The sequence below is a fragment of the Burkholderia cepacia ATCC 25416 genome, from assembly GCF_001411495.1.
GTDB classification, from domain to species: Bacteria; Pseudomonadota; Gammaproteobacteria; order Burkholderiales; family Burkholderiaceae; genus Burkholderia; species Burkholderia cepacia.
This window is the reverse complement of sequence record NZ_CP012981.1, coordinates 1,220,694-1,242,766: the sequence shown is the minus strand read 5'-3', so window position 1 is coordinate 1,242,766 and position 22,073 is coordinate 1,220,694. Positions and strand designations below refer to the sequence as shown.

Sequence of the window (22,073 nt, the reverse complement as noted above, 5' to 3'; positions counted from 1 at the left end):
ACGTCGCTGCCACCGACGTTGGCGTGGCACGCGAGCGCGATCGGCGCTCGCACGTTCCCGGAACACCCGCCCCGTTCCACGCAGCCCTCCCACCCTCGCCGCCCGCCGCGCCATCGCGCGCTCCCGTCTTTTTGGCGCCCCGCTCCCCACCCGTAAAATAACCGCCACGCGGCAGCGCGAGACAGGACGAGACAACAGGGGGACGGCAAGCATGCAGGCATTCCAGTGGTTCGACGAGCTGTCGACACGCGAACGCAGGACGCTGTATGCCGGATTCGGCGGCTACGCGGTCGATGCGTTCGACTTCATGATCTATTCGTTCCTGATTCCGACGCTCATCGCAGCCTGGGGCATGACGAAGAGCGAGGCCGGGATGATCGCGACGAGCTCGCTGATCTCGTCGGCGCTCGGCGGCTGGGTCGCCGGCATCCTCGCCGACCGCTACGGCCGCGTGCGCGTGCTGCAGTGGACGATCGCGACGTTCGCGCTGTTCACGTGCCTGTCCGGCTTCACCCACTCGTTCTGGCAACTGCTCGCGACACGCACGCTGCAGGGCTTCGGCTTCGGCGGCGAATGGTCGGTCGTGACGATCATGATGGCCGAGACGATCCGCTCGCCCGAACACCGCGCGAAAGCCGTCGGCACCGTGCAGAGCAGCTGGTCGTTCGGCTGGGGCGCGGCCGCGATCCTCTACTGGGCGTTCTTCGCGCTGCTGCCCGAGCAGGTCGCATGGCGCGCATGCTTCTGGATCGGCATCGCGCCCGCGCTGTGGATCCTGTACATCCGCCGCAACGTCAGCGATCCGGACATCTACACGGCCACCCGCCGCGCGCGCGACGAAGGCCGCGTGTCGGGCCACTTCCTCGAGATCTTCTCGCCGCCGCACCTGCGCGCGACGCTGTTCGGCAGCGCGCTGTGCACCGGGATGCTGGGCGGCTACTACGCGATCACGACGTGGCTGCCCACCTACCTGAAAACCGTCCGCCACCTGTCGGTGTTCAATACGAGCGGCTATCTCGTCGTGCTGATCGTCGGCTCGTTCGTGGGCTACGTGGTCGGCGCGATCCTGTCCGACCGGCTCGGCCGCCGCGCGTCGTTCATCCTGTTCGCGATCGGCTCGTTCTCGCTCGGCATGGCGTACACGATGCTGCCGATCACCGACACCGCGATGCTGCTGCTCGGCTTCCCGCTCGGGATCGTCGTGCAAGGGATCTTCGCGGGCGTCGGCGCGTACCTGTCGGAGCTGTATCCCGGTGCGATCCGCGGCTCGGGCCAGGGTTTCTGCTACAACCTCGGGCGCGGGCTCGGCTCGTTCTTCCCGATCCTCGTCGGCTCGCTGTCGCAGTCGATGTCGCTCGTGAAGGCGATCGGCCTCGTCGCGGGCGGCGGCTACCTGCTCGTGATCGTCGCGGCGCTCGTCCTGCCGGAAACGCGCGGCAAGTCGCTCGTCGACGATCCGGCCGTCGCGTCCTGAGCAACCGCCACGTTCCGGAAACCGCATGCACGTGATCGTTCTCGGCGCCGGCGTGATCGGCGTCACCACTGCCTGGCACCTGCGCGAAGCCGGTTGCGAGGTCACCGTGATCGAACGCGAGGCCGATGTCGCGCAGGCGACGAGCCTCGGCAACGCGGGCGTGATCGCGCCCGGCTACGTGACGCCGTGGGCCGCCCCCGGGATGCCCGGCAAGATCCTCAAGTACCTGTTCGAGCCCGCGTCGCCGCTGATCTTCCGGCCGACGCTCGAAGCCGCTCAGTGGCGCTGGATCGCGCGCTGGCTGCGCGAATGCGAATTCGAGCGGTTTCGTGTGAACAAGCAGCGGATGCAGCGCATCGCCTATTACAGCCGCGCATGCCTGCACGCGTTTCGCGACCGTCATCCGTTCGACTACGGCGCGAGCCGGGGCTACCTCCAGCTGCTGCGCGGCGCGTTCGACGTGCAGATGGTGCAGCCCGCGCTGAAGGTGCTGCGCGACGCCGGCATCGCGTTTCGCGAGCTCGATGCGGCCGGCTGCACGGCGATCGAGCCGGGACTGCGCTGGGCGCGGCAGGCGCCCGTCGGCGGCATCTACCTGCCCGACGACGAAGCGGGCGACTGCGCGCGCTTTACGCGTGAACTGCGGGCGCTGTGCGAAGCGAAAGGCGTGACGTTCCGCTTTCACACGGACGTGCAGGCGCTCGACGTTGAAGCGGGCCGGGTGCGCGGCGTGCGGATCGTCGGTAACGGCAACGAGGATGGCGATACGCCGGATCGCGCGCGAGCGCATCCGCACGCATCGAACGCCGGCGGCAAGCAACGCGACGCGCGGCTCGCCGCCGACGCGATCGTCGTCGCGCTCGGCGTCGACAGCGCCGCACTGCTGCGGCCGCACGGCATCGACGTGCCGCTCTATCCGGTGAAGGGTTACTCGGCGACGCTCTCCGTCGTCGACGACGAAAAAGCGCCGCACGCCGCGCTGATGGACGAATCGCTGAAGACGGCGATCACGCGCTTCGGCCCGACGTTGCGCGTCGCGGGTACCGCGGAACTCGGCAACCGGCACGCAGCGCTGCGCCGGCAGGCGCTCGATACGCTGATGAAGGTGCTCGACGACTGGTTCCCGCACGCGGCCGATCGCGCATCGGCGCGCTTCTGGGTCGGCCGCCGGCCGATGACGCCCGACGGGCCGCCGCTGCTCGGCGCGAGCGGGATCGACGGGCTCTGGCTCAACGTCGGCCACGGCTCGACGGGCTGGGCGATGTCGATGGGGTCGGGGAAGGTGGTGGCGGATCTCGTCACGGGGCGGGAACCGGAGATCGACTTGTCGGGCCTGACGCTCGCGCGCTACGGCCGGTAGGGCCGGTGGCGCGGTGGCGCGGCGGCGCGGTGGCCCGGTGGCCCGGTGGCCCGGTGGTGCGGTGACGCGGTGGCGCGGTGGCCCGGCTGGCCCGGCTGGCCCGGCTGGCCGGACGATATCGCCGACGCGATACACACTGCGTCCGGCAATCACACCGCGGCGCGCAAGCCGCTCACTGCGGCGCCGGACCGTCCGCCTCGCCGTCCGCCCACGCGATCGGCGCGGACGCGACCGGCCGATGCGACACGCCCTCGTGCGACAGCCGGCTTTCGAACAACGTCAGCGCTTCGACACGCACCGCGACCGCCCGCCCGGGCGCACCGCCGTGCGCAGGCTGGCCGACCGCATCGCGCGGCAGCCGCGCGAGCGTCACGTGCGGCCGGAACGGCCGCCGGTCGGCCGGCACGCCGAGTTCGCCCAGCAGCGCGACCAGCCCGGCATTCAGCGCCAGACAGGCAGGATCGGCCGCGAGCTCCGCGACGATCAGCCTCGCGCGCGGCAGGCTCGGCCACCACGCGATCCGCTCGACCGGCAGCAACGGCAGCGCATGGGCGGCCGCGAGCGCGGGCAGATGCGCGGCCAGCGCCTCGCATCGGTCCCGTTCGATCGCGCCGATGAACGCGAGCGTCATGTGCAGTTGCGCGGACTGCGTGCGCCGCGCTCCGCGGGTGACCGGCAACGCGTGCAGCGCGTCGCGCGAGGCCGCATCGGGCATCAGCGCGACGAACGCACGGAGCCGGTCGCCGTTCATGACTCGCTCACCGCGGCACGCGGGGCGCGTGCCGTTTGAGCCGAAGCGGGACGCTGCGGCAGCGGGCCGTGCTCGCCCCACACGTCGGCCGGCAGCACACGCGCGAGCTCGGGGATCGTGTTGCGCGTGAACACCGGATCGGCGATGCCCGCCGCGCGCTGGCGACGATAGTCGGCCCACGCGGCGTGCGCATGCTTGCCGAGCGCGAGGATCGCGATCAGGTTGATGATCGCCATCAGCCCCATGCTCGTATCGGCCATGGCCCAGACGAGCGGCAGTTGCCCGACGCTGCCGAACATCACCATGCCGAGCACCGCGACACGGAACAGCGGCAGCACGCCGCGCCGCTTCGTGATGAATTCGACGTTGCCCTCCGCATACGCGTAGTTGCCGATCACCGACGAAAACGCGAGGAAGAAGATCGCGACGGCCATGTAGATGCCGCCCCAGTCGCCGACGTGGCTCGAGATCGCGCGCTGCGTGAGCGCCGCGCCTTCCATCCCCGTGCCGAGCTCGTACTGGCCCGACAGCAGGATCACGAACGCGGTCGCGCTGCAGATCACGATCGTGTCGACGAACACGCCGAGCATCTGGATCAGCCCCTGCGTGACGGGGTGCCGCGTGCTCGCGGTCGCGGCCGCGTTCGGCGCGCTGCCCATCCCCGCTTCGTTCGAGAACAGCCCGCGCTTCACGCCGATCGCGATTGCCTGGCTGACCGCGTAGCCGGTCAGGCCGCCTGCCGCCTGCTCGAGACCGAATGCGCTCTTCACGATCAGCGCGATCACGTCCGGCACGAGCGCGATGTGCGTCGCGACCGCATAGACCGCGAGCGCGAGATAGCCGATCGCCATCAGCGGCACGATCACCTGCGCGACCGTCGCGATGCGGCGGATGCCGCCGAAGATGATCGGCGCGGACAACAGCACGAGGCCGAGGCCGACCGTCTCGCGGCTCCAGCCGAACGACGTATGGAATGCGTCGGCGATCGCGTTCGCCTGCACCGCGTTGAACACGAAACCGAACGCGAGGATCAGCGACAGCGAGAACAGCACGCCGAAGCCGCGCGAGCGCAGGCCCGTCTGGATGTAGTACGCGGGGCCGCCGCGATAACTGCCGTCCGGGTGCGACACCTTGAAGATCTGCGCGAGCGTCGCCTCGACGAACGCGGACGACATCCCGACCAGCGCCGTCATCCACATCCAGAAGATCGCGCCCGGCCCGCCGACCGTCAGCGCGACCGCGACGCCCGCGATGTTGCCGGTGCCGACACGGCTCGCGAGCCCGGTCGCGAACGCCTGGAACGACGAGATGCTGCCCGGCTCGCCCTTGCTGCCGACCAGTTTCATGCTGAGGAACAGCGCCTTCAGCTGGATCATCCGGAACCGCAACGTGAACCACGCACCGGCGCCGAGCAGCAGCGCGATCAGCACGTAGTTCCACAACACGCCGTTGACGGCGTCGATCAGCCCATGCAGGAGTGCTTCCATCCGGTTTCCTTGTAAATAGGGTCAGTCATGAGCGTCGACCGCGAACGCGGCCCGAGGGGCGACATGATATGACAGTTCGCAAGAAACATTACAAAATGAAAGAATTTGGTGTCGTGACGAATCATGGGGTGATCCTGACCAGATTCGTCGACACGCCCCCGCCACTTCAGTCAATCTCCCGTGACTGTTGGACACATTACTCCGCCAACAGGAGTGGAGTTGACCCTGTAATACCGGACACAGCCTCACACTAAGGTTGCTGAATCCATCGAGCGCCGGAACTCGCGAGGCGAGCGGTATTTCAGCGCGCTATGGGGATGCTTCTCGTTGTAATGCTCGAACGCGATGGCCAGATTGCGTGCAGCAGTCGCTGCGTCCGGCTTCGGCATGAAGGCGACGTAGTCGCGTTTCATCGTCTTCACGAAGCTCTCGGCCATCCCATTACTTTGCGGGCTGCATACCGGCGTGGTCAATGGCTTCAGGCCGATGGCCACTGCGAACCGACGCGTGTCGTCGGCTGTGTAGCCCGAACCGTTGTCGCTCAGCCACTCGATTTCGGACGGCGTATGCAGCTCGATGCCAAACCGATTTTCCACTGCAGCCAGCATCACGTCGCGCACGATGTCGCCGCTGTGGCCTGCCGTCGTAGCCGCCCAGCTCATCGCCTCACGGTCACAGCAATCCAGCGCGAACGTTACGCGCAGCGGCTCGCCGTTGTCGCAGCAGAATTCGAAGCCGTCCGAGCACCATCGCTGATTGCTGCGCTCGACGGCTACCTTGCCGTCGTGTCGACGTTGGGGCCGAGGTGGAATCGGTCGGCGCTGCATCAGCAGCCCATGTGTGCGCATGACGCGATAGATTCGCTTGGCATTAAACGGCGCCAGTCCGACCGCAACGCGCTCGTTGCGCAAGATGCCCCAAACCCGGCGATAGCCATAGCTGGGCAAATCGCCAATGACCCGGCGGATCTCCTCGACCGCGTCCGCGTCGTCGCTCTGCCTCGATTGACGGCCATCGCGCCACGTCGCCGGACGCGACAGTCGTGCCGATACGTTCGAGCGCGACACGCCGAGAACTTCACAAACCAGTTTCACTGGTCGTCCTCCGGCAGCGAGGGCGAGTGCGCTATCCATTTTTTTGCCCGGCCGTACTCGACTGCTTCGCGGAGAATCTCGTTCTCCATGGTCTTCTTGCCGAGCATCCGTTGCAACTCACGAATCTGCTTGAGTGCATCGGCCAGTTCCGAGGCCGGGACTACTTCCTCGCCGGCCTTGACCGCTGACAGGCTCCCATCCTGGTACAGCTTGCGCCAGTGGAACAGTTGGTTCGGATTCACGCCGTGCTGGCGCGCGACCATCGAAACCGATTTCCCCGGCTCAAAACTCTCGCGAACCATCGCCAGCTTCTGCTCCGCCGTCCAGCGCCGCCGACGCTCCGGGCCCGTCAACACTTCCATCACTTCCTGCCTAGTGTTAGTCAAAAACACAGTCCTATGCCTACCCGTTATTGTAAGTGGGTGACTGTGTCCGGCGTTTCAGGGGGCTGCTCCAAGGAGATAGCGTTTCCGCATTTAGACTTTTCTCTGCGCTTACCCGGACGATACGTAACGGTTGCTGGTCGGTCTACCAGCCACGCGCTCCCATCATCCCCGTGTCCAGAACCGGCGCCCGACCAATTTCGAGATAAGGGAGCGCGACCGCGTGCTCTCGCAAATCTCTTTCGATTTCGCTTCGTAGTGACGTCCCAGATGATTTCCCCATGATTGCGCGACTGACAAAATCCTTGCAGGCGGCAGAAAAAGATATGACCGTTCCACTCTCAGGTATGCGAATCAATCATTGAAATCACCACTACGCGAGATATGAAATGATGAAACGGAATCCTCTTAAAAATACAAACCACGCCTCCGAAGAAAAGCAACAGCCTTTGATGCGACGACGCCTTTTGGCTGCGTCAACTATGCTCCCATTTGGCACGCTACTGAAGCACGCGACGGCCATGGCTCAGAGTAACGTCCTCCCGCCCATCTTGATCACTGAGTCAAGGCCACCCGACTTTAATTTTGGTGATTTCACTATCAAGGCAAACGAAATTCCCGGCGCCAATGCTGGCGCAGGAATGCCGGCACCTTCTATTTGCTTCAATCAATATTGCACATCGAATTTCATGTTGCTTTTCGCAAACACGGGCAACATGATCCGCGCCACCGAGATGTTTCTCAAACACCTTGAGGTATTTGGCAAAAACGATACGGCGTTCTGGCGAAATCAACTAACACTGGTGGGCGGCTTCACCCCGTGGCTTGCCCTTGGTGGCTACAAGCATTTACCCGGCGCCAACCAATATGGATTTAGCTTCGAACCTGGGCAATATGCCAACATCACTGCATTATTCGGCATTTACGTTGGTCAGTCACACGGCATCCCTCCGACGCGCGGATTTGCATCGTATGGAAATCCATTGATGTTCGTTGAAGCAATTAATCACTGGATAAACGGAGACGGGACCCAACGAACCGTCAACATTGAATCTCTAAACTTAAAAATGAGTGTCGCCGATTTCAAAGAAATAACGAAGGCTATCGAGAATCCCGGATATGGTCCCGGCACCTACTCGTTCGACACGGCTTTCAGCACCAACATTTTCAATCACGGAACAAAGGACCTCTGGAGTGCCTCAACTTTTGGGCGAGTATCCGGCAGGATACGTGGCACACTTGTGATGCTTGAGGACGATACATATCGGTTTGACGGCTACTACTCACTCAATCCCGATAGATTCGATGCAGATCCCTCAAACCGCCCATTCCTGCAGGAAGCTGCAACGACATTTCTGGCCAAGCTCGGCGCCATCCTGGGCCGCAAGGACTATCAAATCAATTTTTTCGGCGAAAAAAGTCTTTCGTTCTCGGGCCAACGGCCGGTCAAGAATGCAGGCACACGCCCCCCTCAGGCAGTCCATAGACCGTCGCTCGGTGGACTGATGCGCCCACTTCGCTAGCATGCCGCCGGGCGGCTCCGGAAATGTGGCTGCCCGAATCCATCACACATGTTCTTTACGTCCCATCGGGCACGTCATGATTTCCAGAACCATGCGCGGAGTTCTCAGGCTAGTTCTTTGGCTAGCTGGCGCAGTAATCTGCGCCTATACGCTGCTGTTCATCGTCGTCGCGGCTTCCCGGTATGAGAGAACGGAAGGCAGTTGCCCCGACATGCCCCTCGATGCGCTACGGAAAAAAGTCCAGGCTCGTCTTCTCGAAGCGCATGGGATACCGCCGGACAGCATCCGGTTCGACGGCGCGCCGCAGTATCACGCATGGAAGCTGGGTGTGTGGGAACTCCCGCTGCGCGTTGACGAAACCCGATACACCGCGATGATCGACTGCAACGAGCAACTTGCAAGCTACGGGCGAACCATCGATCCGTTGGGCGCCCCAACCGGACAAGCCCGCGATCGCCCACAGCATCAGAAATAAAAAAACCGGGCGCCCTTTCGGACGCCCGGCTCTCATCGAAACCCGCTCGCGATATTCAGCTCAGCGCGGCAGGTTCGAATGCCCCATCAGGTACGCATCGACCGAGCGCGCGCACTGGCGGCCTTCGCGGATCGCCCACACCACGAGCGACTGGCCGCGACGCATGTCGCCCGCGGCGAACACCTTGTCGACCGACGTGTAGTACGAGCGATCGCCTTCGGTCGCCGCACGCGCGTTGCCGCGCGCGTCCTTCGCGACGCCGAACGCTTCGAGCACCGGCGCCGCCGGCTGCGTGAAGCCCATCGCGAGCAGGACGAGATCGGCCTTCAGTTCGAACTCCGAGCCCGGCACTTCCTGCATCTTGCCGTCCTTCCACTCGACGCGCGCGGCGATCAGCTTCTCGACCTTGCCGTTCTTGCCTTCGAGACGCTTCGTCGCGACCGCCCAGTCGCGCTCGCAGCCTTCCTCGTGCGACGACGACGTGCGCAGCTTGATCGGCCAGTACGGCCACACGAGCGGCTTGTTCTCCTCTTCCGGCGGCTGCGGCAGCAGCTCGAACTGCGTGACCTGCTTCGCGCCGTGACGGTTCGACGTGCCGACGCAGTCCGAACCCGTATCGCCGCCGCCGATCACGATCACGTGCTTGCCCTTCGCGAGCAGCTGGTCGGCGAGCTTGTCGCCCGCGTTCACGCGGTTCTGCTGCGGCAGGAAGTCCATCGCGTAATGCACGCCGGCGAGCTCGCGGCCCGGCACCGGCAGGTCGCGCGGCGTTTCCGAACCGCCCGCGATCACGACCGCGTCGAATTCTTCCTTCAGCGTGTCCGGAGAAATGGTTTCCTTCGCGAGGCTGCCGATCGACTCGGGCAGCGGATCCTTGCCGATGAACACGCTGGTGCGGAACGTCACGCCTTCCGCTTCCATCTGGCGCATGCGGCGGTCGATCAGCCACTTCTCGAGCTTGAAGTCGGGGATCCCGTAACGCAGCAGGCCGCCGACACGATCGTTCTTCTCGAACACCGTCACGTCGTGGCCCGCGCGCGCGAGCTGCTGCGCGGCGGCGAGGCCCGCGGGGCCCGAACCGACGACCGCAACCTTCTTGCCCGTCTTGTGCTCGGCCGGCAGCGGCTTCACCCAGCCTTCCGCCCAGGCCTTGTCGATGATCGCGTGCTCGATCGACTTGATGCCGACCGGATCGTTGTTGATCCCGAGCGTGCACGCCGCCTCGCACGGCGCCGGGCAGATGCGGCCCGTGAACTCCGGGAAGTTGTTGGTCGAGTGCAGGACTTCGATCGCCTGCTGCCAGTCCTGGCGGTAAACGAGATCGTTGAAATCCGGAATGATGTTGTTGACCGGGCAGCCGTTGTTGCAGAACGGGATGCCGCAATCCATGCAGCGCGCGCCCTGGACCTTCGCGTCCGCGTCGGTCAGTGCCGCGACGAATTCCTTGTAGTGCTTCACGCGCGTGAGCGGTGCTTCGTACGCCTCGTGGCGGCGTTCGAACTCCAGAAAACCGGTTGCCTTGCCCATAAGGTGCTCTTCTGTTCGGTGTATCGGGTGGGGGAGCCGCGCGCGGCCGTCAGGCGCGCGCGGCATTCGCTATGTCGTTCGTCGCTCAGGCGGCCAGTTCTTCCTTCGCCGCCTTCTTCGCACCGATCTCGCCCAGCGCGCGCTTGTATTCGTGCGGGAACACCTTCACGAACTGGCGGCGCGCCGCGTCCCAGTTTTCCAGCAGCGACTTCGCGCGCGGCGAACCCGTGAACTGGAAATGACGCTCGACGAGCCCCTTGAGCAGCGCTTCGTCCGTCGTGCCTGCGTGCCAGAGTGCGCGGTCGACCGTGCGCTCCTGCTCGGCCTGCTGCAGCACCGGCTCGAGCGCGACCATCGACTTGTTGCACTTCGCCGCGAACGTGCCTTCCGGATCGTAGATGTACGCGAGACCGCCCGACATGCCGGCCGCGAAGTTGCGCCCGGTCTCGCCGAGCACGACGACCGTACCGCCCGTCATGTATTCGCAGCCGTGGTCGCCCGTGCCTTCGACGACCGCCGTCGCGCCCGAGTTGCGCACGCAGAAGCGCTCGCCCGCGACGCCGCGGAAGAACGATTCGCCTTCGATCGCGCCGTACATCACCGTGTTGCCGCAGATGATGTTTTCCTCGGACTTGCCGCGGAAGTCGTTGGTCGGACGGATGATGATCCGGCCGCCCGACAGGCCCTTGCCGACGTAGTCGTTGCCGTCGCCGACGAGGTCGAGCGTCACGCCCTTCGCGAGGAACGCGCCGAAGCTCTGGCCGGCCGTACCCTTCAGCTGGATGTGCACCGCGTCGTCGGCCAGGCCTTCGTGGCCGTGCTTCTTCGCGATCACGCCCGACAGCATCGCGCCGACCGTGCGGTTCACGTTGCGCACCGGCTGGATGAACGACACGTGCTCGCCGTTCTCGATCGCCGCCTTCGCCTTCTCGATCAGCACGTGGTCGAGTGCGCGCTCGAGGCCGTGATCCTGCACGTCGACGTGACGCGGTGCGACGTCCTCGCACTCTTCCGGCTGGTAGAACACGCGCGAGAAGTCGAGGCCCTTCGCCTTCCAGTGCTCGATGCCCTTGCGGGTGTCGAGCAGATCGGCTCGGCCGATCAGGTCGTCGAACTTCGCGACGCCGAGCTGCGCCATGATCTCGCGCACTTCCTCGGCGACGAAGAAGAAGTAGTTCACGACGTGCTCGGGCTGGCCCTTGAACTTCGCACGCAGCACCGGATCCTGCGTCGCGACGCCGACCGGGCACGTGTTCAGGTGGCACTTGCGCATCATGATGCAGCCTTCGACGACGAGCGGTGCCGTCGCGAAGCCGAATTCGTCCGCGCCGAGCAGCGCGCCGATCACGACGTCGCGGCCCGTCTTCATCTGCCCGTCGGCCTGCACGCGGATCCGGCCGCGCAGGCGGTTCAGCACCAGCGTCTGCTGCGTTTCGGCCAGGCCGAGTTCCCACGGCGTGCCCGCGTGCTTCACCGACGACAGCGGCGACGCACCCGTGCCGCCGTCATGGCCGGCGATCACGACGTGATCGGCCTTCGCCTTCGCGACACCGGCCGCGACCGTGCCCACGCCCACTTCCGACACGAGCTTCACCGAGATGCTCGAGCTCGGGTTCACGTTCTTCAGGTCGTGGATCAGCTGCGCCAGATCCTCGATCGAGTAGATGTCGTGGTGCGGCGGCGGCGAGATCAGGCCGACACCCGGCACCGAGTAACGCAGCTTGCCGATGTACTCGGACACCTTGTGGCCCGGCAGCTGGCCGCCTTCGCCCGGCTTCGCGCCCTGCGCCATCTTGATCTGGATCTGGTCGGCCGATGCCAGGTACTCGGCGGTGACGCCGAAGCGGCCCGACGCGACCTGCTTGATCTTCGAGCGCAGCGAATCGCCGTCCTTCAGCGGAATGTCGCTGACGATCTCGTCGCCGATCACCGACTTCAGCGTCTCGCCCGACTTGATCGGAATGCCGCGCAGCTCGTTGCGGTAACGCTTCTCGTCCTCGCCGCCTTCGCCGGTGTTCGACTTGCCGCCGATCCGGTTCATCGCGATCGCGAGCGTCGCGTGCGCTTCGGTGCTGATCGAACCGAGCGACATCGCACCCGTCGCAAAACGCTTGACGATGTCCTTCGCCGGCTCGACGTCGTCGATCGGAATCGCCTTGGTCGGCTCGACCTTGAACTCGAACAGGCCGCGGAACGTCATGTGACGCTTGGTCTGGTCGTTGATCAGGTGCGCGTATTCCTTGTACGTCTGGTACGAGTTGCTGCGCGTCGCGTGCTGGAGCTTCGCGATCGAATCCGGCGTCCACATGTGGTCTTCGCCGCGCACGCGGTACGCGTACTCGCCGCCCGCGTCGAGCATGTCGCGCAGGACCGGGTTGTCGCCGAATGCGTCGCGGTGCAGGCGGATCGCTTCTTCCGCGACTTCGAACAGGCCGATGCCGCCGACCTTCGACGCCGTGCCCTTGAAGTACTTCTCGACGAGGTCGCTCGACAGGCCGAGCGCTTCGAAGATCTGCGCACCCGTGTACGACATGTACGTCGAGATGCCCATCTTCGACATCACCTTCTGCAGGCCCTTGCCGACCGCCTTCGTGAAGTTGTAGACGGCCTTCTCCGGCGACAGGTCGCCCGGCAGGCCTTCGGCCATCTTCGCGAGCGTTTCCATCGCGAGGTACGGGTGCACGGCTTCCGCGCCGTAGCCCGCGAGCAGCGCGAAGTGGTGCGTCTCACGTGCGGAGCCCGTCTCGACGACGAGGCCCGTGCTCGTGCGCAGCCCTTGCTGGACGAGGTGCGTGTGGATCGCCGACGTGGCGAGCAGCGCCGGGATCGCGACATGCTCGGCGTCCGTCTTGCGGTCGGACACGATCAGCATGTTGTAGCCCGACTTCACCGCGTCGACGGCTTCCGCGCACAGCGACGCGAGACGCGCCTCGATGCCTTCCTTGCCCCAGGCGACGGGATAGCAGATGTTCAGTTCGTATGCGCTGAACTTGCCGCCCGTGTACTGGTCGATCGCGCGGATCTTCGCGATGTCCTTGAAGTCGAGCACCGGCTGCGACACTTCGAGACGCATCGGCGGGTTGATGTTGTTCGTGTCGAGCAGGTTCGGCTTCGGGCCGATGAACGACACGAGCGACATGACCATGTTCTCGCGGATCGGGTCGATCGGCGGGTTCGTGACCTGCGCGAACAGCTGCTTGAAGTAGTGATAGAGCGTCTTGTTCTTGTTCGACATCACCGCGAGCGGCGAGTCGTTGCCCATCGAACCGACGGCCTCTTCGCCCTGCTGCGCCATCGGCGCCATCAGGAACTTCAGGTCTTCCTGCGTATAGCCGAACGCCTGCTGGCGGTCGAGCAGCGCGGCGCCCTGCGTACGGCCGGCCGCGACTTCCTCGGCCTTCGGCTCGATCTCGTCGAGCTTGATGCGCACCGCGTCGATCCAGCTCTTGTACGGCTTCGCGTTCGCGAGGTTGTCCTTGAGCTCCTTGTCGTCGATGATGCGGCCGTGTTCCATGTCGATCAGGAACATCTTGCCCGGCTGCAGGCGCCACTTCTTGACGATCTTCGATTCGGGGATCGGCAGCGTGCCGGCTTCCGACGCCATGATGACGAGGTCGTCGTCGGTCACGATGTAGCGCGCCGGACGCAGGCCGTTACGGTCGAGCGTCGCGCCGATCTGGCGGCCGTCGGTGAACGCGATCGCGGCCGGGCCGTCCCACGGCTCCATCATCGCGGCGTGGTATTCGTAGAACGCGCGGCGGTTCTCGTCCATCAGCGTGTGCTGTTCCCACGCTTCCGGGATCATCATCATCACCGCGTGCACGAGCGGGTAGCCGGCCATCACCAGCAGTTCGAGACAGTTGTCGAAAGACGCCGTATCGGACTGGCCCGGGTAGATCAGCGGCCACAGCTTCGGAAGATCGTCGGCGAGCACGTGCGACGCGATCGCGCCGGTACGCGCGTTCAGCCAGTTCACGTTGCCCTTCACGGTGTTGATCTCGCCGTTGTGCGCGATCATCCGGTACGGGTGAGCCAGCTCCCATGCCGGGAACGTGTTGGTCGAGAAGCGCTGGTGCACGAGCGCGAGCGCCGACACGACGCGCGCGTCCTGCAGGTCGCGGTAGTACACGCCGACCTGGCCCGCGAGCAGCAGCCCCTTGTAGACGATCGTGCGCGCCGACATCGACGGCACGAAGTATTCCTTGCCGTGCTTGAGCTTCAGCGCCTGGATACGGTGGCTGGCCGTCTTGCGGATCACGTACAGCTTCCGCTCGAGCGCGTCCGTCACCATGATGTCCTTGCCGCGGCCGATGAAGATCTGACGGATCAGCGGCTCGCTCGCCTTCACGGTCGGCGAAATCGGCATCGCGTGGTCGACCGGCACGTCGCGCCAGCCGAGCACGACCTGGCCTTCGGCCTTCACCGTGCGCTCGAGCTCCTGCTCGCACGCGAGACGCGATGCGTTTTCCTTCGGCAGGAAGATCATGCCGACCCCATATTCGCCGGCCGGCGGCAGGTTCACGCCCTGCTTCGCCATTTCCTCGCGATAGAACGCGTCCGGAATCTGGATCAGGATGCCCGCACCGTCGCCCATCAGCGGATCGGCACCGACCGCGCCACGGTGATCGAGGTTCTCGAGGATCTTCAGACCCTGCTGAATGATCTCGTGGCTCTTCTTGCCCTTGATGTGAGCGACGAAGCCGACGCCGCAGGCGTCGTGTTCGTTTTGCGGGTCATACAGACCTTGTGCGGCGGGCACCGCGGCGAGCGGCTGCTGGTGGTCGTTCATGGGGACACCGTCGTAAAGGGGGCCTGGAGGCCGTTGAACCATTTTCTTGTTGCCGTCGATCCCGCTCCCGACGGGAGACGGCGCGGCCGACAGTGGGTGGGCATGCTTCGCCCGGGCCACCGGAATTCGGAATATACGCGACGAATCAAGGGAATAGCAACAAAAACCGCTTGATCGAACCCCAATTAAACGGATGCTTCGATCTGGTGCCGTTTTATTGGGGCCGTATCATTTTGGTGCAAAAAGAAGCGGCGCCCGCAGCGCCGCTTCTGGCCCGCCTTTCCGGCGTTACTGCTGGATCGGCGGCGTGTTCTCGCGCACCTTTCTGGGGCGTCCGCGCGGCAGCGGCGACACGCGCCGGTTTGCCGTGCGCGCCGCCCACTCGCGATAGTTCTCGCCGCCGAGCACCCAGCCTTTCAGCGTCGCCTGCTGCAGCTGGTCGGCCTGCCGCTCGTCGAGCGGCTGCTCGCACAGCTCCTTGTACGCGCGCTGGCGGTCGAACGGCGTATTGCCGAGCGCCCAGTAGAGCGGATGGTCGGTGATCAGGCTGTCGACGGTGAGCCCGACGTGATGCCGGTAGCTCGACCAGCGATAGGCTTCGGGCGTCGCAACGAGTTGCGAGCGTACCGGGCTCATCTCGACCACGCGGCTCGCGAGCAGGAAATAGCGCTCGCCTTCGATCACGGTCGCGCGGTAGCGGCCTTCCCACAGGGTGCCGCGCCGCGAATAGCGCCGGTTGAAATGCGCGACGTAGCGACGGCCGACGGCCTGCATCGCCTTCGGCAGGCTCGCCTCGTCGCTCGGGGTCACGAGGAGTTGCACCTGGCGCGGCAGCAGCACATAGGCATGCACCGACAGGTGGTGATCGCGCGCGGCGGCCTTCAGGCAGTCGATGAAGAGTTCGTAGTCCTGGTCGTCGACGAACGCGGGTTGCTGATCCAGGCCGCGCAGTATCACGTGCTGCGGCTGGTCGGGAACGTAGAGTCGGGCTAACCGTGCCATGCTGAATGTCCGTTTGAACGCGTTAGGAAATACCCGGAGGTCCGAAAGTGCGCACCTGCGTAGAATGCCCGTCCTGTCGGTGCGCGGATACGTACGGTCGTACTAATCCTAGGGTGAAAACTCTAACTTACGAGCTTGTTTGGTTTTAAACGCAGTCGTCATAATGAGCACGCCTTAGATCGGAGGAGACACAATGAAACGAAAACTGGCCATTACGGGGGCCGCAGCGCTCGCATTCACGTTCGCGGGCGGTACGGCACATGCACAATCCGCAGGTGATTTCTACGTCAGCACCGGCTGGCTGCACCTGTCGCCGCAGGACAGCAGCGACCCGCTGTTCCTGTATCGCGTCGGCGGCACGCCCATCAACCAATCGATTCCCAACACGGGCGCCGGCATCAACGACGCCGATACGCTCGGGCTCGCCGCTGGCTACTTCGTCACCGACCACATCTCCACCGAGCTCGTGATGGGGATACCGCCGAAGTTCGACATTACCGGCAAGGGTCAGTTCGAAAAGTTCGGCGTACTCGGCCGTGCGTACCAGTGGAGCCCCGCCGTATTGCTTCGCTACCACTTCAACGACGCCAACGCGAAGTTCCGTCCGTATGTCGGCGTCGGCGCGACGTACGTCTGGTTCACCGGCGCAAAGATCACGAACAGCAGCTTCGAGAACGGCGTGCTCGGCGGTCCGACCAGCGCGACGACCAGCAACCAGTGGGCGCCCGTGTTCAACGCCGGCTTCACGTACAACTTCACGAAACACTGGTTCGCGGGCCTGTCGCTCTCGTACATCCCGGTCAGCGTGACCGCAACCTTCACGACGGCCCGCCGGACGCCGGTCGGCACCCTGACCGAAACGTCGAAAGCGAAGATCTCGCTCAACCCGATCGTCACGTACCTGAACGTCGGTTACCGCTTCTAAGCGTAGTCGAATATTTGGGGAATGGTTAATCCTGCTGCAATTTGTAGCGGAATTTTCGTGACGTAACGTCTCCACGATGTAAAACGCCCCGGCGAAATCCCGCCGGGGCGTCGTTTTTTTGTCTCAGGGTCTTCCCTTGCCCGCCATCGCGCGGGACCGGGCGCTACGCGATGTCGTCCAGCGCATCGGGACCAATCAGGTCGATGCGGTCCGTGCAGATCGCGTCGACACCCCAACGCGCGAGTTCGCGCGCCCGTTCGAGGTCGTTCACCGTGTACACCAGGATGCGCAGCCCGGCCGCCTTGATCGCGCGCACGAGCAGTTCGTCGAGCCGTTTGTGGTCTGCATGCAACGATACGCAGCCGAGCGCGCCGACGACCTGCGCATGCCAGTCGTCCGGCACGGACTCGTAGAGCATCCCGCGCGGCAGCGCCGGCACGGTCTCGCGCGCCTGTTGCAGCGCATCGAACGAGAACGACGACAGCAGCGGCGGGACCGCCGCATCGCGCCAGTACGCGGCCGCGTCGGCCGCCACGCGCTGCCCGGTCTCGCGCTCGCGCCCCGGGCACGGCTTGATCTCGACGTTGGCGGCCAGCCCGTGCGCGATGCAGCGTGCCGCCGCCGCCTCGAGCGTCGGCATCCGCTCGCCCGCGAAGCGCGCGTCGCGCCAAGCCCCCGCGTCGAGCTCGGCCAGCGCCGCATAGCGCATGCCCGCCGCCGCCCCCTGGCCGTTCGACGTCCGGTCGACCGTGTCGTCGTGCAGCAGGAACGTCACGTCGTCGGCCGACAGCTTCGCGTCGAACTCGACCATCCGGTAACCGCGTCGCGCGCCCTCGTCGAGCGCGGCGAGCGTGTTCTCCGGCGCGAGCGTGCCGCCGCCGCGATGGGCGACGACGCGCGGATAGGGCCAGTCGGTACGGGAAATCATCGTCGGTCTCTCTGCAAGGTCAGCCGGTTCAGCCGGCACGCTTGCCGGTCTCTGGGTCGAAGAAATGCAGCCGGTGCGCGGGCAGCGCGGCCGCCAGCGCCGTGCCGCGCGCGGGGCGGTCCGCGTGCGGCAGGCGCACCGCGACGTCGTGGTTGCCCCAGCGGCCGTGCGCGAGGTTGTCCGCGCCGAGCAGCTCGCACGAGTCGACCGGCAGCGTCGCCTGCGCGACGCCCGGCTGCGGTGTCATGTGTTCCGGACGCACGCCGAGCACCCAGTCGCGCCCGGTGGCGATCTCCGCGCCTATGCCGGGTGCGCCGGCGACCGGCAGCGCGGGGCCGCCGCCCGCGACCGTGAAGGTCGCGCCGTCGTCCGACAGCCGGCCGTGCATGAGGTTCATCGCGGGCGAGCCGATGAAGCCCGCGACAAACACCGTCGCCGGCTTCTCGTACACGTCGACCGGCGCGCCGATCTGCTCCGCGTAGCCGCGATTCATCACGATCACACGCTGCGCAAGCGTCATCGCCTCGATCTGGTCGTGCGTCACGTAGACGCTCGTCGTCGCGAGCCGCGCATGCAGCCGCTGGATCTCGAGCCGCATCTGCACGCGCAATTTCGCGTCGAGGTTCGACAACGGCTCGTCGAACAGGAACACCGACGGCTCGCGCACGATCGCGCGCCCCATCGCGACGCGCTGCCGCTGGCCGCCCGACAGCTCGCGCGGGCGCCGCGCGAGCAGCGGCTCGAGTTCGAGGATCTTCGCGGCCGCCGCCACCCGCGAGTCGATCGTCGCACGCTCGATCCCGCGGATCTTCAGCCCGTAGCCCATGTTCTGCGCGACCGTCATGTGCGGATACAGCGCATAGTTCTGGAACACCATCGCGATGTCGCGATCCTTCGGCTCCAGCGTGTTGACGACGCGCTCGCCGATCGCGATCTCGCCGTCCGTCACCGTCTCGAGCCCCGCGATCATCCGCAGCAACGTCGACTTGCCGCAGCCCGACGGGCCGACCAGCACGATGAATTCGCCGTCGGCGATCTCCACGTCGATGCCATGCAGCACGTGCTGCTTGCCGTCGTAGGATTTCCTGACGCCCTTCAAGCTCAGCGCAGCCATACCTGGTCCTTCTCCCGGTTACCGTCCGTGGTTCATTTCTCGGAATCGACGAGGCCGCGCACGAACCAGCGCTGCATCGCCAGCACGACGACGAGCGGCGGAATCATCGCCAGCAGCGTCGCCGCCATCACGTATTGCCATTCGGTCGCGGCGTCGCCGCTCGCGATCATCATCTTGATGCCCACCACCGCCGTCGACAGCGATGCTTCCGTCGTGATCAGGATCGGCCACAGGTACTGGCTCCAGCCATAGATGAACGTGATCACGAACAGCGCCGCGATGCTCGTCTTCGACAGCGGCAGCACGACGTCCCAGAAGAAGCGCATCGGCCCCGCGCCGTCGATGCGCGCGGCGTCCATCAGTTCGTCGGGCAGCGTCATGAAGAACTGCCGGAACAGGAACGTCGCGGTGGCCGACGCGATCAGCGGCAGCGTCAGCCCGGCGTAGGTGTTCGTCAGGTGCAGCGTCGACACGACCTGCACGGTCGGGAAGATCCGCACTTCCACCGGCAGCATCAACGTGACGAAGATCAGCCAGAACGCCGTGTTGCGGAACGGGAAGCGGAAATAGACGATCGCGTACGCGGACAGGATCGACACCGCGATCTTGCCGACCGAGATGCCGAGCGCCATCGCGAAGCTGTTGACGAGCAGGCGGCCGAACGGCGCCGTCGCGGCGCCGCTGCCGTGGCCCCAGATATAGGCGATGTTCTCGAACAGGTGCGTGCTCGGCACGAGCGACAGCGGCACCGTGAGCACTTCCTGCGCGCTCATCGTCGCCGCACAGAACGCGACGTAGACGGGGAACACGATCAGCACGACGCCCGCGATCAGCACCGCGTGGCAGAACAGGTCGAAACCCTTGCGATTTTCGATCATGCGTATTGCACCCTGCGTTCGACGAAACGGAACTGGATCACCGTGAGCCCGACGACGATGATCATCAGTACGACCGACTGCGCGCCGGAGCTGCCGATGTCGAGCCCCTGGAAGCCTTCCGCGTAGATCTTGTAGATCAGCGTCTTCGTGCTCTGCGCGGGGCCGCCGCCGGTGGCCGCGTCGATCACCGGGAACGTGTCGAAGAACGAATAGACGAGGTTGACGACCAGCAGGAAGAAACTGGTGGGCGACAGCAGCGGCAGCACGAGGTTGAAGAAGCGTCGCACCGGCCCCGCGCCGTCGATCGCCGCCGCCTCGATCAGCGAACGCGGAATCGCCTGCAGGCCCGCGTAGAAGAACAGGAAGTTGTAGCTCACCTGCTTCCACACCGACGCGAGCACGACGAGGAACATCGCCTGCCCGCCGTTCAGCGCGTGGTTCCACACGATGCCGCCCTTCGCGAGCGCATAGGTGATCAGGCCGATGCTCGGATTGAACAGGAACGCCCACAGCACGGCGGCGATCGTCGGCGCGACCGCGTACGGCCAGATCAACAACGTGCGATATGTGCGCGCGCCACGGGTCACGCGGTCCGCGCACGCGGCGAGCAGCAGCGACACGACGAGCCCGCTCACCGTGACGAGCGTGCTGAACACGAGCGTCGTGCGGAACGAATCGAGATACAGCGGATCGGCGAACAGGTGCGTGAAGTTCGCAAAACCGACGAATTCACTCGACGTGCCGAACGCGTCCTGCATCTGCGTCGACTGCCACAGCGCGACGCCGGCCGGCCACAGGAAGAACACGGCGGTGATCGCGAGTTGCGGCGCGATCAGCAGGTACGGCAGCAGGCTCGTGCCGAAACGGGAACGGGATTGCATCGCGGATATCCGGTCAGACGAAACGGAAAGGAAACCGCGCCGCCGGCCGGCCCGCACGCTTGCGCGGCGCGGCCGGCGGCACGAACGCGATGCGCGCTCAGCTGCCCGACTTCTCGAAGCGGCGCAGCAGCTCGTTGCCGCGCGAGGCCGCCGAATCGAGCGCGTCCTTCGGCGATTTCTTCTGCGCCCAGACCTGTTCGAACTCCTCGTCGACGACCGTGCGGATCTGCGGCATGTTGCCCAGGCGCAGCCCCTTCGTGTACGGCAGCGGCGGCTTGTTCAGCATCTGCTTGATCGCGGTTTCGGCGCTCGGGTTCTTCGCGTAGAAGCCCTGTTCGCGCGTCAGGTCGTACGCCGCCTTGGTGACCGGCAGGTAACCCGTGTCCTGGTGCCACTTCGCGGCGACGGCCGGCGATGCGAGAAACGCGAGGAATTTCGCGACGCCCTTGTAGGTCGCCGGATCCTTGCCCGCCAGCACCCACAGGCTCGCGCCGCCGATGATCGCGTTCTGCGGCGCGCCCTTCACGTTCGCGTCGTACGGCATCATGCCCGTGCCGAAGCTGAACTTCGCGAACTTCTGCAGGTTCGCGAGCGCGCCCGACGACGTCGTCATGATCCCGCAGTCGCCGCTGTAGAACTTCGCCGATGCTTCGTCCTTGCGGCCCGCGTACGTGAACGTGCCGTCCTTCGCCATCTGCTGCAGGAACGACACGTGCGCGATCTGCTGCGGCTTGTTGAATTCGAGCACGGCGTCCGTACCGTCGAAGCCGTTGTTGCGGCTCGCGAACGGCAGTGCATGCCACGCGCTGTAGTTTTCGAGCTGGATCCAGCCCTGCCAGCCGGTCGTGAAGCCGCACGCCATCCCCGACTTGCGCAGTTTCTCGGCATCGTCCTTCACGTCGGCCCACGTCTTCGGCGGCTGGTTCGGATCGAGCCCGGCCTTCTTGAACGCGTCCTTGTTGTAGTACAGCACCGGCGTCGAGCTGTTGAACGGCATCGACACGAGATGGCCCGTCTTCGCGTCGCTGTAGTAGCTCGCGATGGTCGGCACGAACGCCTTTTCGTCGAGCGGCACGCCGGCCTGCCTGAACACGTCGTAGACGGGCACGACGGCCTTCTTCGCCTGCATCATCGTGGCCGTGCCGACTTCATAGACCTGGAGGATCGCCGGCGCATTGCCGCTGCGGTAGGCCGCGATGCCGGCCGCGAGCGCCTGGTCGTAGGTGCCCTTGAAGACCGGCACGATCTTGTAGTCGCTCTGCGACGCGTTGAACTGGTCGGCGATCGCGTTGACCCGCTCGCCGAGCGCGGCTTCCATCGCATGCCAGAACTGGATTTCCGTCGCGGCGAGCGCCGCGTGCTGCACCCCGAACATCAGCGCGCCGCCGAGCGCGATCGAACGAACCAGTGTCCCCGCAGGCTTCTTCTTCATCGACCTCTCTCCTATGAAAACGTTACCAACAGCGTGTGCAACATTCCCAT

General features: G+C 65.3%; 16 protein-coding genes. 5 read left to right on the top strand and 11 right to left on the bottom strand.

Going from position 1 to position 22,073, the window contains the following annotated elements:
* Positions 1 to 211 precede the first annotated feature (211 nt).
* Together APZ15_RS05650 and APZ15_RS05645 are read left to right on the top strand one after the other, a co-directional pair.
* On the top strand, positions 212 to 1,474 hold the full coding sequence (locus tag APZ15_RS05650; RefSeq protein WP_027788552.1) for an MFS transporter: 1,263 nt from the start codon (positions 212 to 214) through the stop codon (positions 1,472 to 1,474).
* Positions 1,475 to 1,499: 25 nt separating this feature from the next.
* On the top strand, positions 1,500 to 2,834 hold the full coding sequence (locus tag APZ15_RS05645; protein WP_027788553.1) for a D-amino acid dehydrogenase: 1,335 nt from the start codon (positions 1,500 to 1,502) through the stop codon (positions 2,832 to 2,834).
* 172 nt (positions 2,835 to 3,006) lie between these two features.
* Here the strand turns inward: APZ15_RS05645 and thpR are convergent, their stop codons facing one another.
* The 3 genes from thpR to APZ15_RS05630 all read right to left on the bottom strand — a co-directional run bounded on the left by thpR (position 3,007) and on the right by APZ15_RS05630 (position 6,528).
* Positions 3,007 to 3,585 (bottom strand): RNA 2',3'-cyclic phosphodiesterase, encoded by a 579-nt coding sequence (gene thpR / locus APZ15_RS05640; protein ID WP_027788554.1) that lies wholly within the window; start codon positions 3,583 to 3,585, stop codon positions 3,007 to 3,009.
* Entirely contained in the window at positions 3,582 to 5,072 is a 1,491-nt protein-coding gene (locus APZ15_RS05635; protein ID WP_027788555.1) for an alanine/glycine:cation symporter family protein, read from the bottom strand. Before APZ15_RS05635 ends, thpR begins: the two co-directional genes overlap by 4 nt.
* A 245-nt stretch (positions 5,073 to 5,317) precedes the next feature.
* Positions 5,318 to 6,528, bottom strand: a protein-coding gene (locus tag APZ15_RS05630; protein WP_088611304.1) for an IS3-like element ISBcen6 family transposase whose coding sequence is annotated in 2 segments (ribosomal slippage) — positions 5,318 to 6,213 and positions 6,213 to 6,528 — 1,212 coding nt in all. Because the reading frame shifts where the segments join, the coding sequence is not laid out codon by codon here.
* Between the two features lie 410 nt (positions 6,529 to 6,938).
* On the opposite strand from APZ15_RS05630, the gene APZ15_RS38785 reads away from it, so the two are divergent.
* The gene (locus APZ15_RS38785) at positions 6,939 to 8,072 is read left to right on the top strand and encodes a lipid II-degrading bacteriocin (RefSeq protein WP_080982187.1); all 1,134 of its coding nucleotides are present in this window, start codon (positions 6,939 to 6,941) and stop codon (positions 8,070 to 8,072) included.
* Positions 8,073 to 8,148: 76 nt separating this feature from the next.
* A complete protein-coding gene (locus APZ15_RS05615) occupies positions 8,149 to 8,547 on the top strand; it encodes a hypothetical protein (protein WP_027788557.1) in 399 nt (132 codons plus the stop codon).
* 60 nt (positions 8,548 to 8,607) lie between these two features.
* Here APZ15_RS05615 and APZ15_RS05610 read toward each other — a convergent pair whose 3' ends face one another.
* The 3 genes from APZ15_RS05610 to APZ15_RS05600 form a co-directional block, all read right to left on the bottom strand.
* Positions 8,608 to 10,074, bottom strand: a complete 1,467-nt coding sequence (locus tag APZ15_RS05610; RefSeq protein WP_021162703.1) for a glutamate synthase subunit beta — start codon at positions 10,072 to 10,074, stop codon at positions 8,608 to 8,610.
* 85 nt (positions 10,075 to 10,159) lie between these two features.
* Positions 10,160 to 14,863 carry a glutamate synthase-related protein gene (locus APZ15_RS05605; RefSeq protein WP_027788558.1) on the bottom strand — a complete coding sequence of 1,568 codons (4,704 nt, stop codon included), beginning with the start codon at positions 14,861 to 14,863 and terminating at the stop codon, positions 10,160 to 10,162.
* A 288-nt stretch (positions 14,864 to 15,151) separates the two neighbouring features.
* On the bottom strand, positions 15,152 to 15,865 hold the full coding sequence (locus APZ15_RS05600; protein WP_027783329.1) for a transposase: 714 nt from the start codon (positions 15,863 to 15,865) through the stop codon (positions 15,152 to 15,154).
* A 193-nt stretch (positions 15,866 to 16,058) separates the two neighbouring features.
* On the opposite strand from APZ15_RS05600, the gene APZ15_RS05595 reads away from it, so the two are divergent.
* Positions 16,059 to 16,790, top strand: a complete 732-nt coding sequence (locus APZ15_RS05595) for an OmpW/AlkL family protein (RefSeq protein ID WP_027788559.1) — start codon at positions 16,059 to 16,061, stop codon at positions 16,788 to 16,790.
* Between the two features lie 163 nt (positions 16,791 to 16,953).
* Here the strand turns inward: APZ15_RS05595 and ugpQ are convergent, their stop codons facing one another.
* The 5 genes from ugpQ to ugpB form a co-directional block, all read right to left on the bottom strand.
* Positions 16,954 to 17,718: a glycerophosphodiester phosphodiesterase gene (ugpQ, locus tag APZ15_RS05590; RefSeq protein ID WP_027788560.1), complete on the bottom strand. Its 765-nt coding sequence runs from the start codon at positions 17,716 to 17,718 to the stop codon at positions 16,954 to 16,956.
* A 28-nt stretch (positions 17,719 to 17,746) separates the two neighbouring features.
* Positions 17,747 to 18,832 carry a sn-glycerol-3-phosphate import ATP-binding protein UgpC gene (locus APZ15_RS05585; protein WP_027788561.1) on the bottom strand — a complete coding sequence of 362 codons (1,086 nt, stop codon included), beginning with the start codon at positions 18,830 to 18,832 and terminating at the stop codon, positions 17,747 to 17,749.
* A gap of 32 nt (positions 18,833 to 18,864) precedes the next feature.
* Positions 18,865 to 19,710: a sn-glycerol-3-phosphate ABC transporter permease UgpE gene (gene ugpE, locus APZ15_RS05580; protein ID WP_027788562.1), complete on the bottom strand. Its 846-nt coding sequence runs from the start codon at positions 19,708 to 19,710 to the stop codon at positions 18,865 to 18,867.
* Complete coding sequence (ugpA, locus tag APZ15_RS05575; protein ID WP_027788563.1) at positions 19,707 to 20,591, bottom strand: sn-glycerol-3-phosphate ABC transporter permease UgpA; 885 nt, start codon at positions 20,589 to 20,591, stop codon at positions 19,707 to 19,709. The genes ugpE and ugpA overlap by 4 nt, the downstream gene beginning before the upstream one ends.
* A gap of 97 nt (positions 20,592 to 20,688) precedes the next feature.
* Positions 20,689 to 22,023 carry a sn-glycerol-3-phosphate ABC transporter substrate-binding protein UgpB gene (gene ugpB, locus APZ15_RS05570; RefSeq protein ID WP_027788564.1) on the bottom strand — a complete coding sequence of 445 codons (1,335 nt, stop codon included), beginning with the start codon at positions 22,021 to 22,023 and terminating at the stop codon, positions 20,689 to 20,691.
* Positions 22,024 to 22,073 lie beyond the last annotated feature (50 nt).

Bases quoted from the DNA above. Each gene is read 5' to 3' on its own strand.
- APZ15_RS05650 (WP_027788552.1), top strand. From the start codon at position 212: ATGCAGGCATTCCAGTGGTTCGACGAGCTGTCGACACGCGAACGCAGG.
- APZ15_RS05645 (WP_027788553.1), top strand. From the start codon at position 1,500: ATGCACGTGATCGTTCTCGGCGCCGGCGTGATCGGCGTCACCACTGCC.
- thpR (WP_027788554.1), bottom strand. From the start codon at position 3,585: ATGAACGGCGACCGGCTCCGTGCGTTCGTCGCGCTGATGCCCGATGCG.
- APZ15_RS05635 (WP_027788555.1), bottom strand. From the start codon at position 5,072: ATGGAAGCACTCCTGCATGGGCTGATCGACGCCGTCAACGGCGTGTTG.
- APZ15_RS38785 (WP_080982187.1), top strand. From the start codon at position 6,939: ATGATGAAACGGAATCCTCTTAAAAATACAAACCACGCCTCCGAAGAA.
- APZ15_RS05615 (WP_027788557.1), top strand. From the start codon at position 8,149: ATGATTTCCAGAACCATGCGCGGAGTTCTCAGGCTAGTTCTTTGGCTA.
- APZ15_RS05610 (WP_021162703.1), bottom strand. From the start codon at position 10,074: ATGGGCAAGGCAACCGGTTTTCTGGAGTTCGAACGCCGCCACGAGGCG.
- APZ15_RS05605 (WP_027788558.1), bottom strand. From the start codon at position 14,863: ATGAACGACCACCAGCAGCCGCTCGCCGCGGTGCCCGCCGCACAAGGT.
- APZ15_RS05600 (WP_027783329.1), bottom strand. From the start codon at position 15,865: ATGGCACGGTTAGCCCGACTCTACGTTCCCGACCAGCCGCAGCACGTG.
- APZ15_RS05595 (WP_027788559.1), top strand. From the start codon at position 16,059: ATGAAACGAAAACTGGCCATTACGGGGGCCGCAGCGCTCGCATTCACG.
- ugpQ (WP_027788560.1), bottom strand. From the start codon at position 17,718: ATGATTTCCCGTACCGACTGGCCCTATCCGCGCGTCGTCGCCCATCGC.
- APZ15_RS05585 (WP_027788561.1), bottom strand. From the start codon at position 18,832: ATGGCTGCGCTGAGCTTGAAGGGCGTCAGGAAATCCTACGACGGCAAG.
- ugpE (WP_027788562.1), bottom strand. From the start codon at position 19,710: ATGATCGAAAATCGCAAGGGTTTCGACCTGTTCTGCCACGCGGTGCTG.
- ugpA (WP_027788563.1), bottom strand. From the start codon at position 20,591: ATGCAATCCCGTTCCCGTTTCGGCACGAGCCTGCTGCCGTACCTGCTG.
- ugpB (WP_027788564.1), bottom strand. From the start codon at position 22,023: ATGAAGAAGAAGCCTGCGGGGACACTGGTTCGTTCGATCGCGCTCGGC.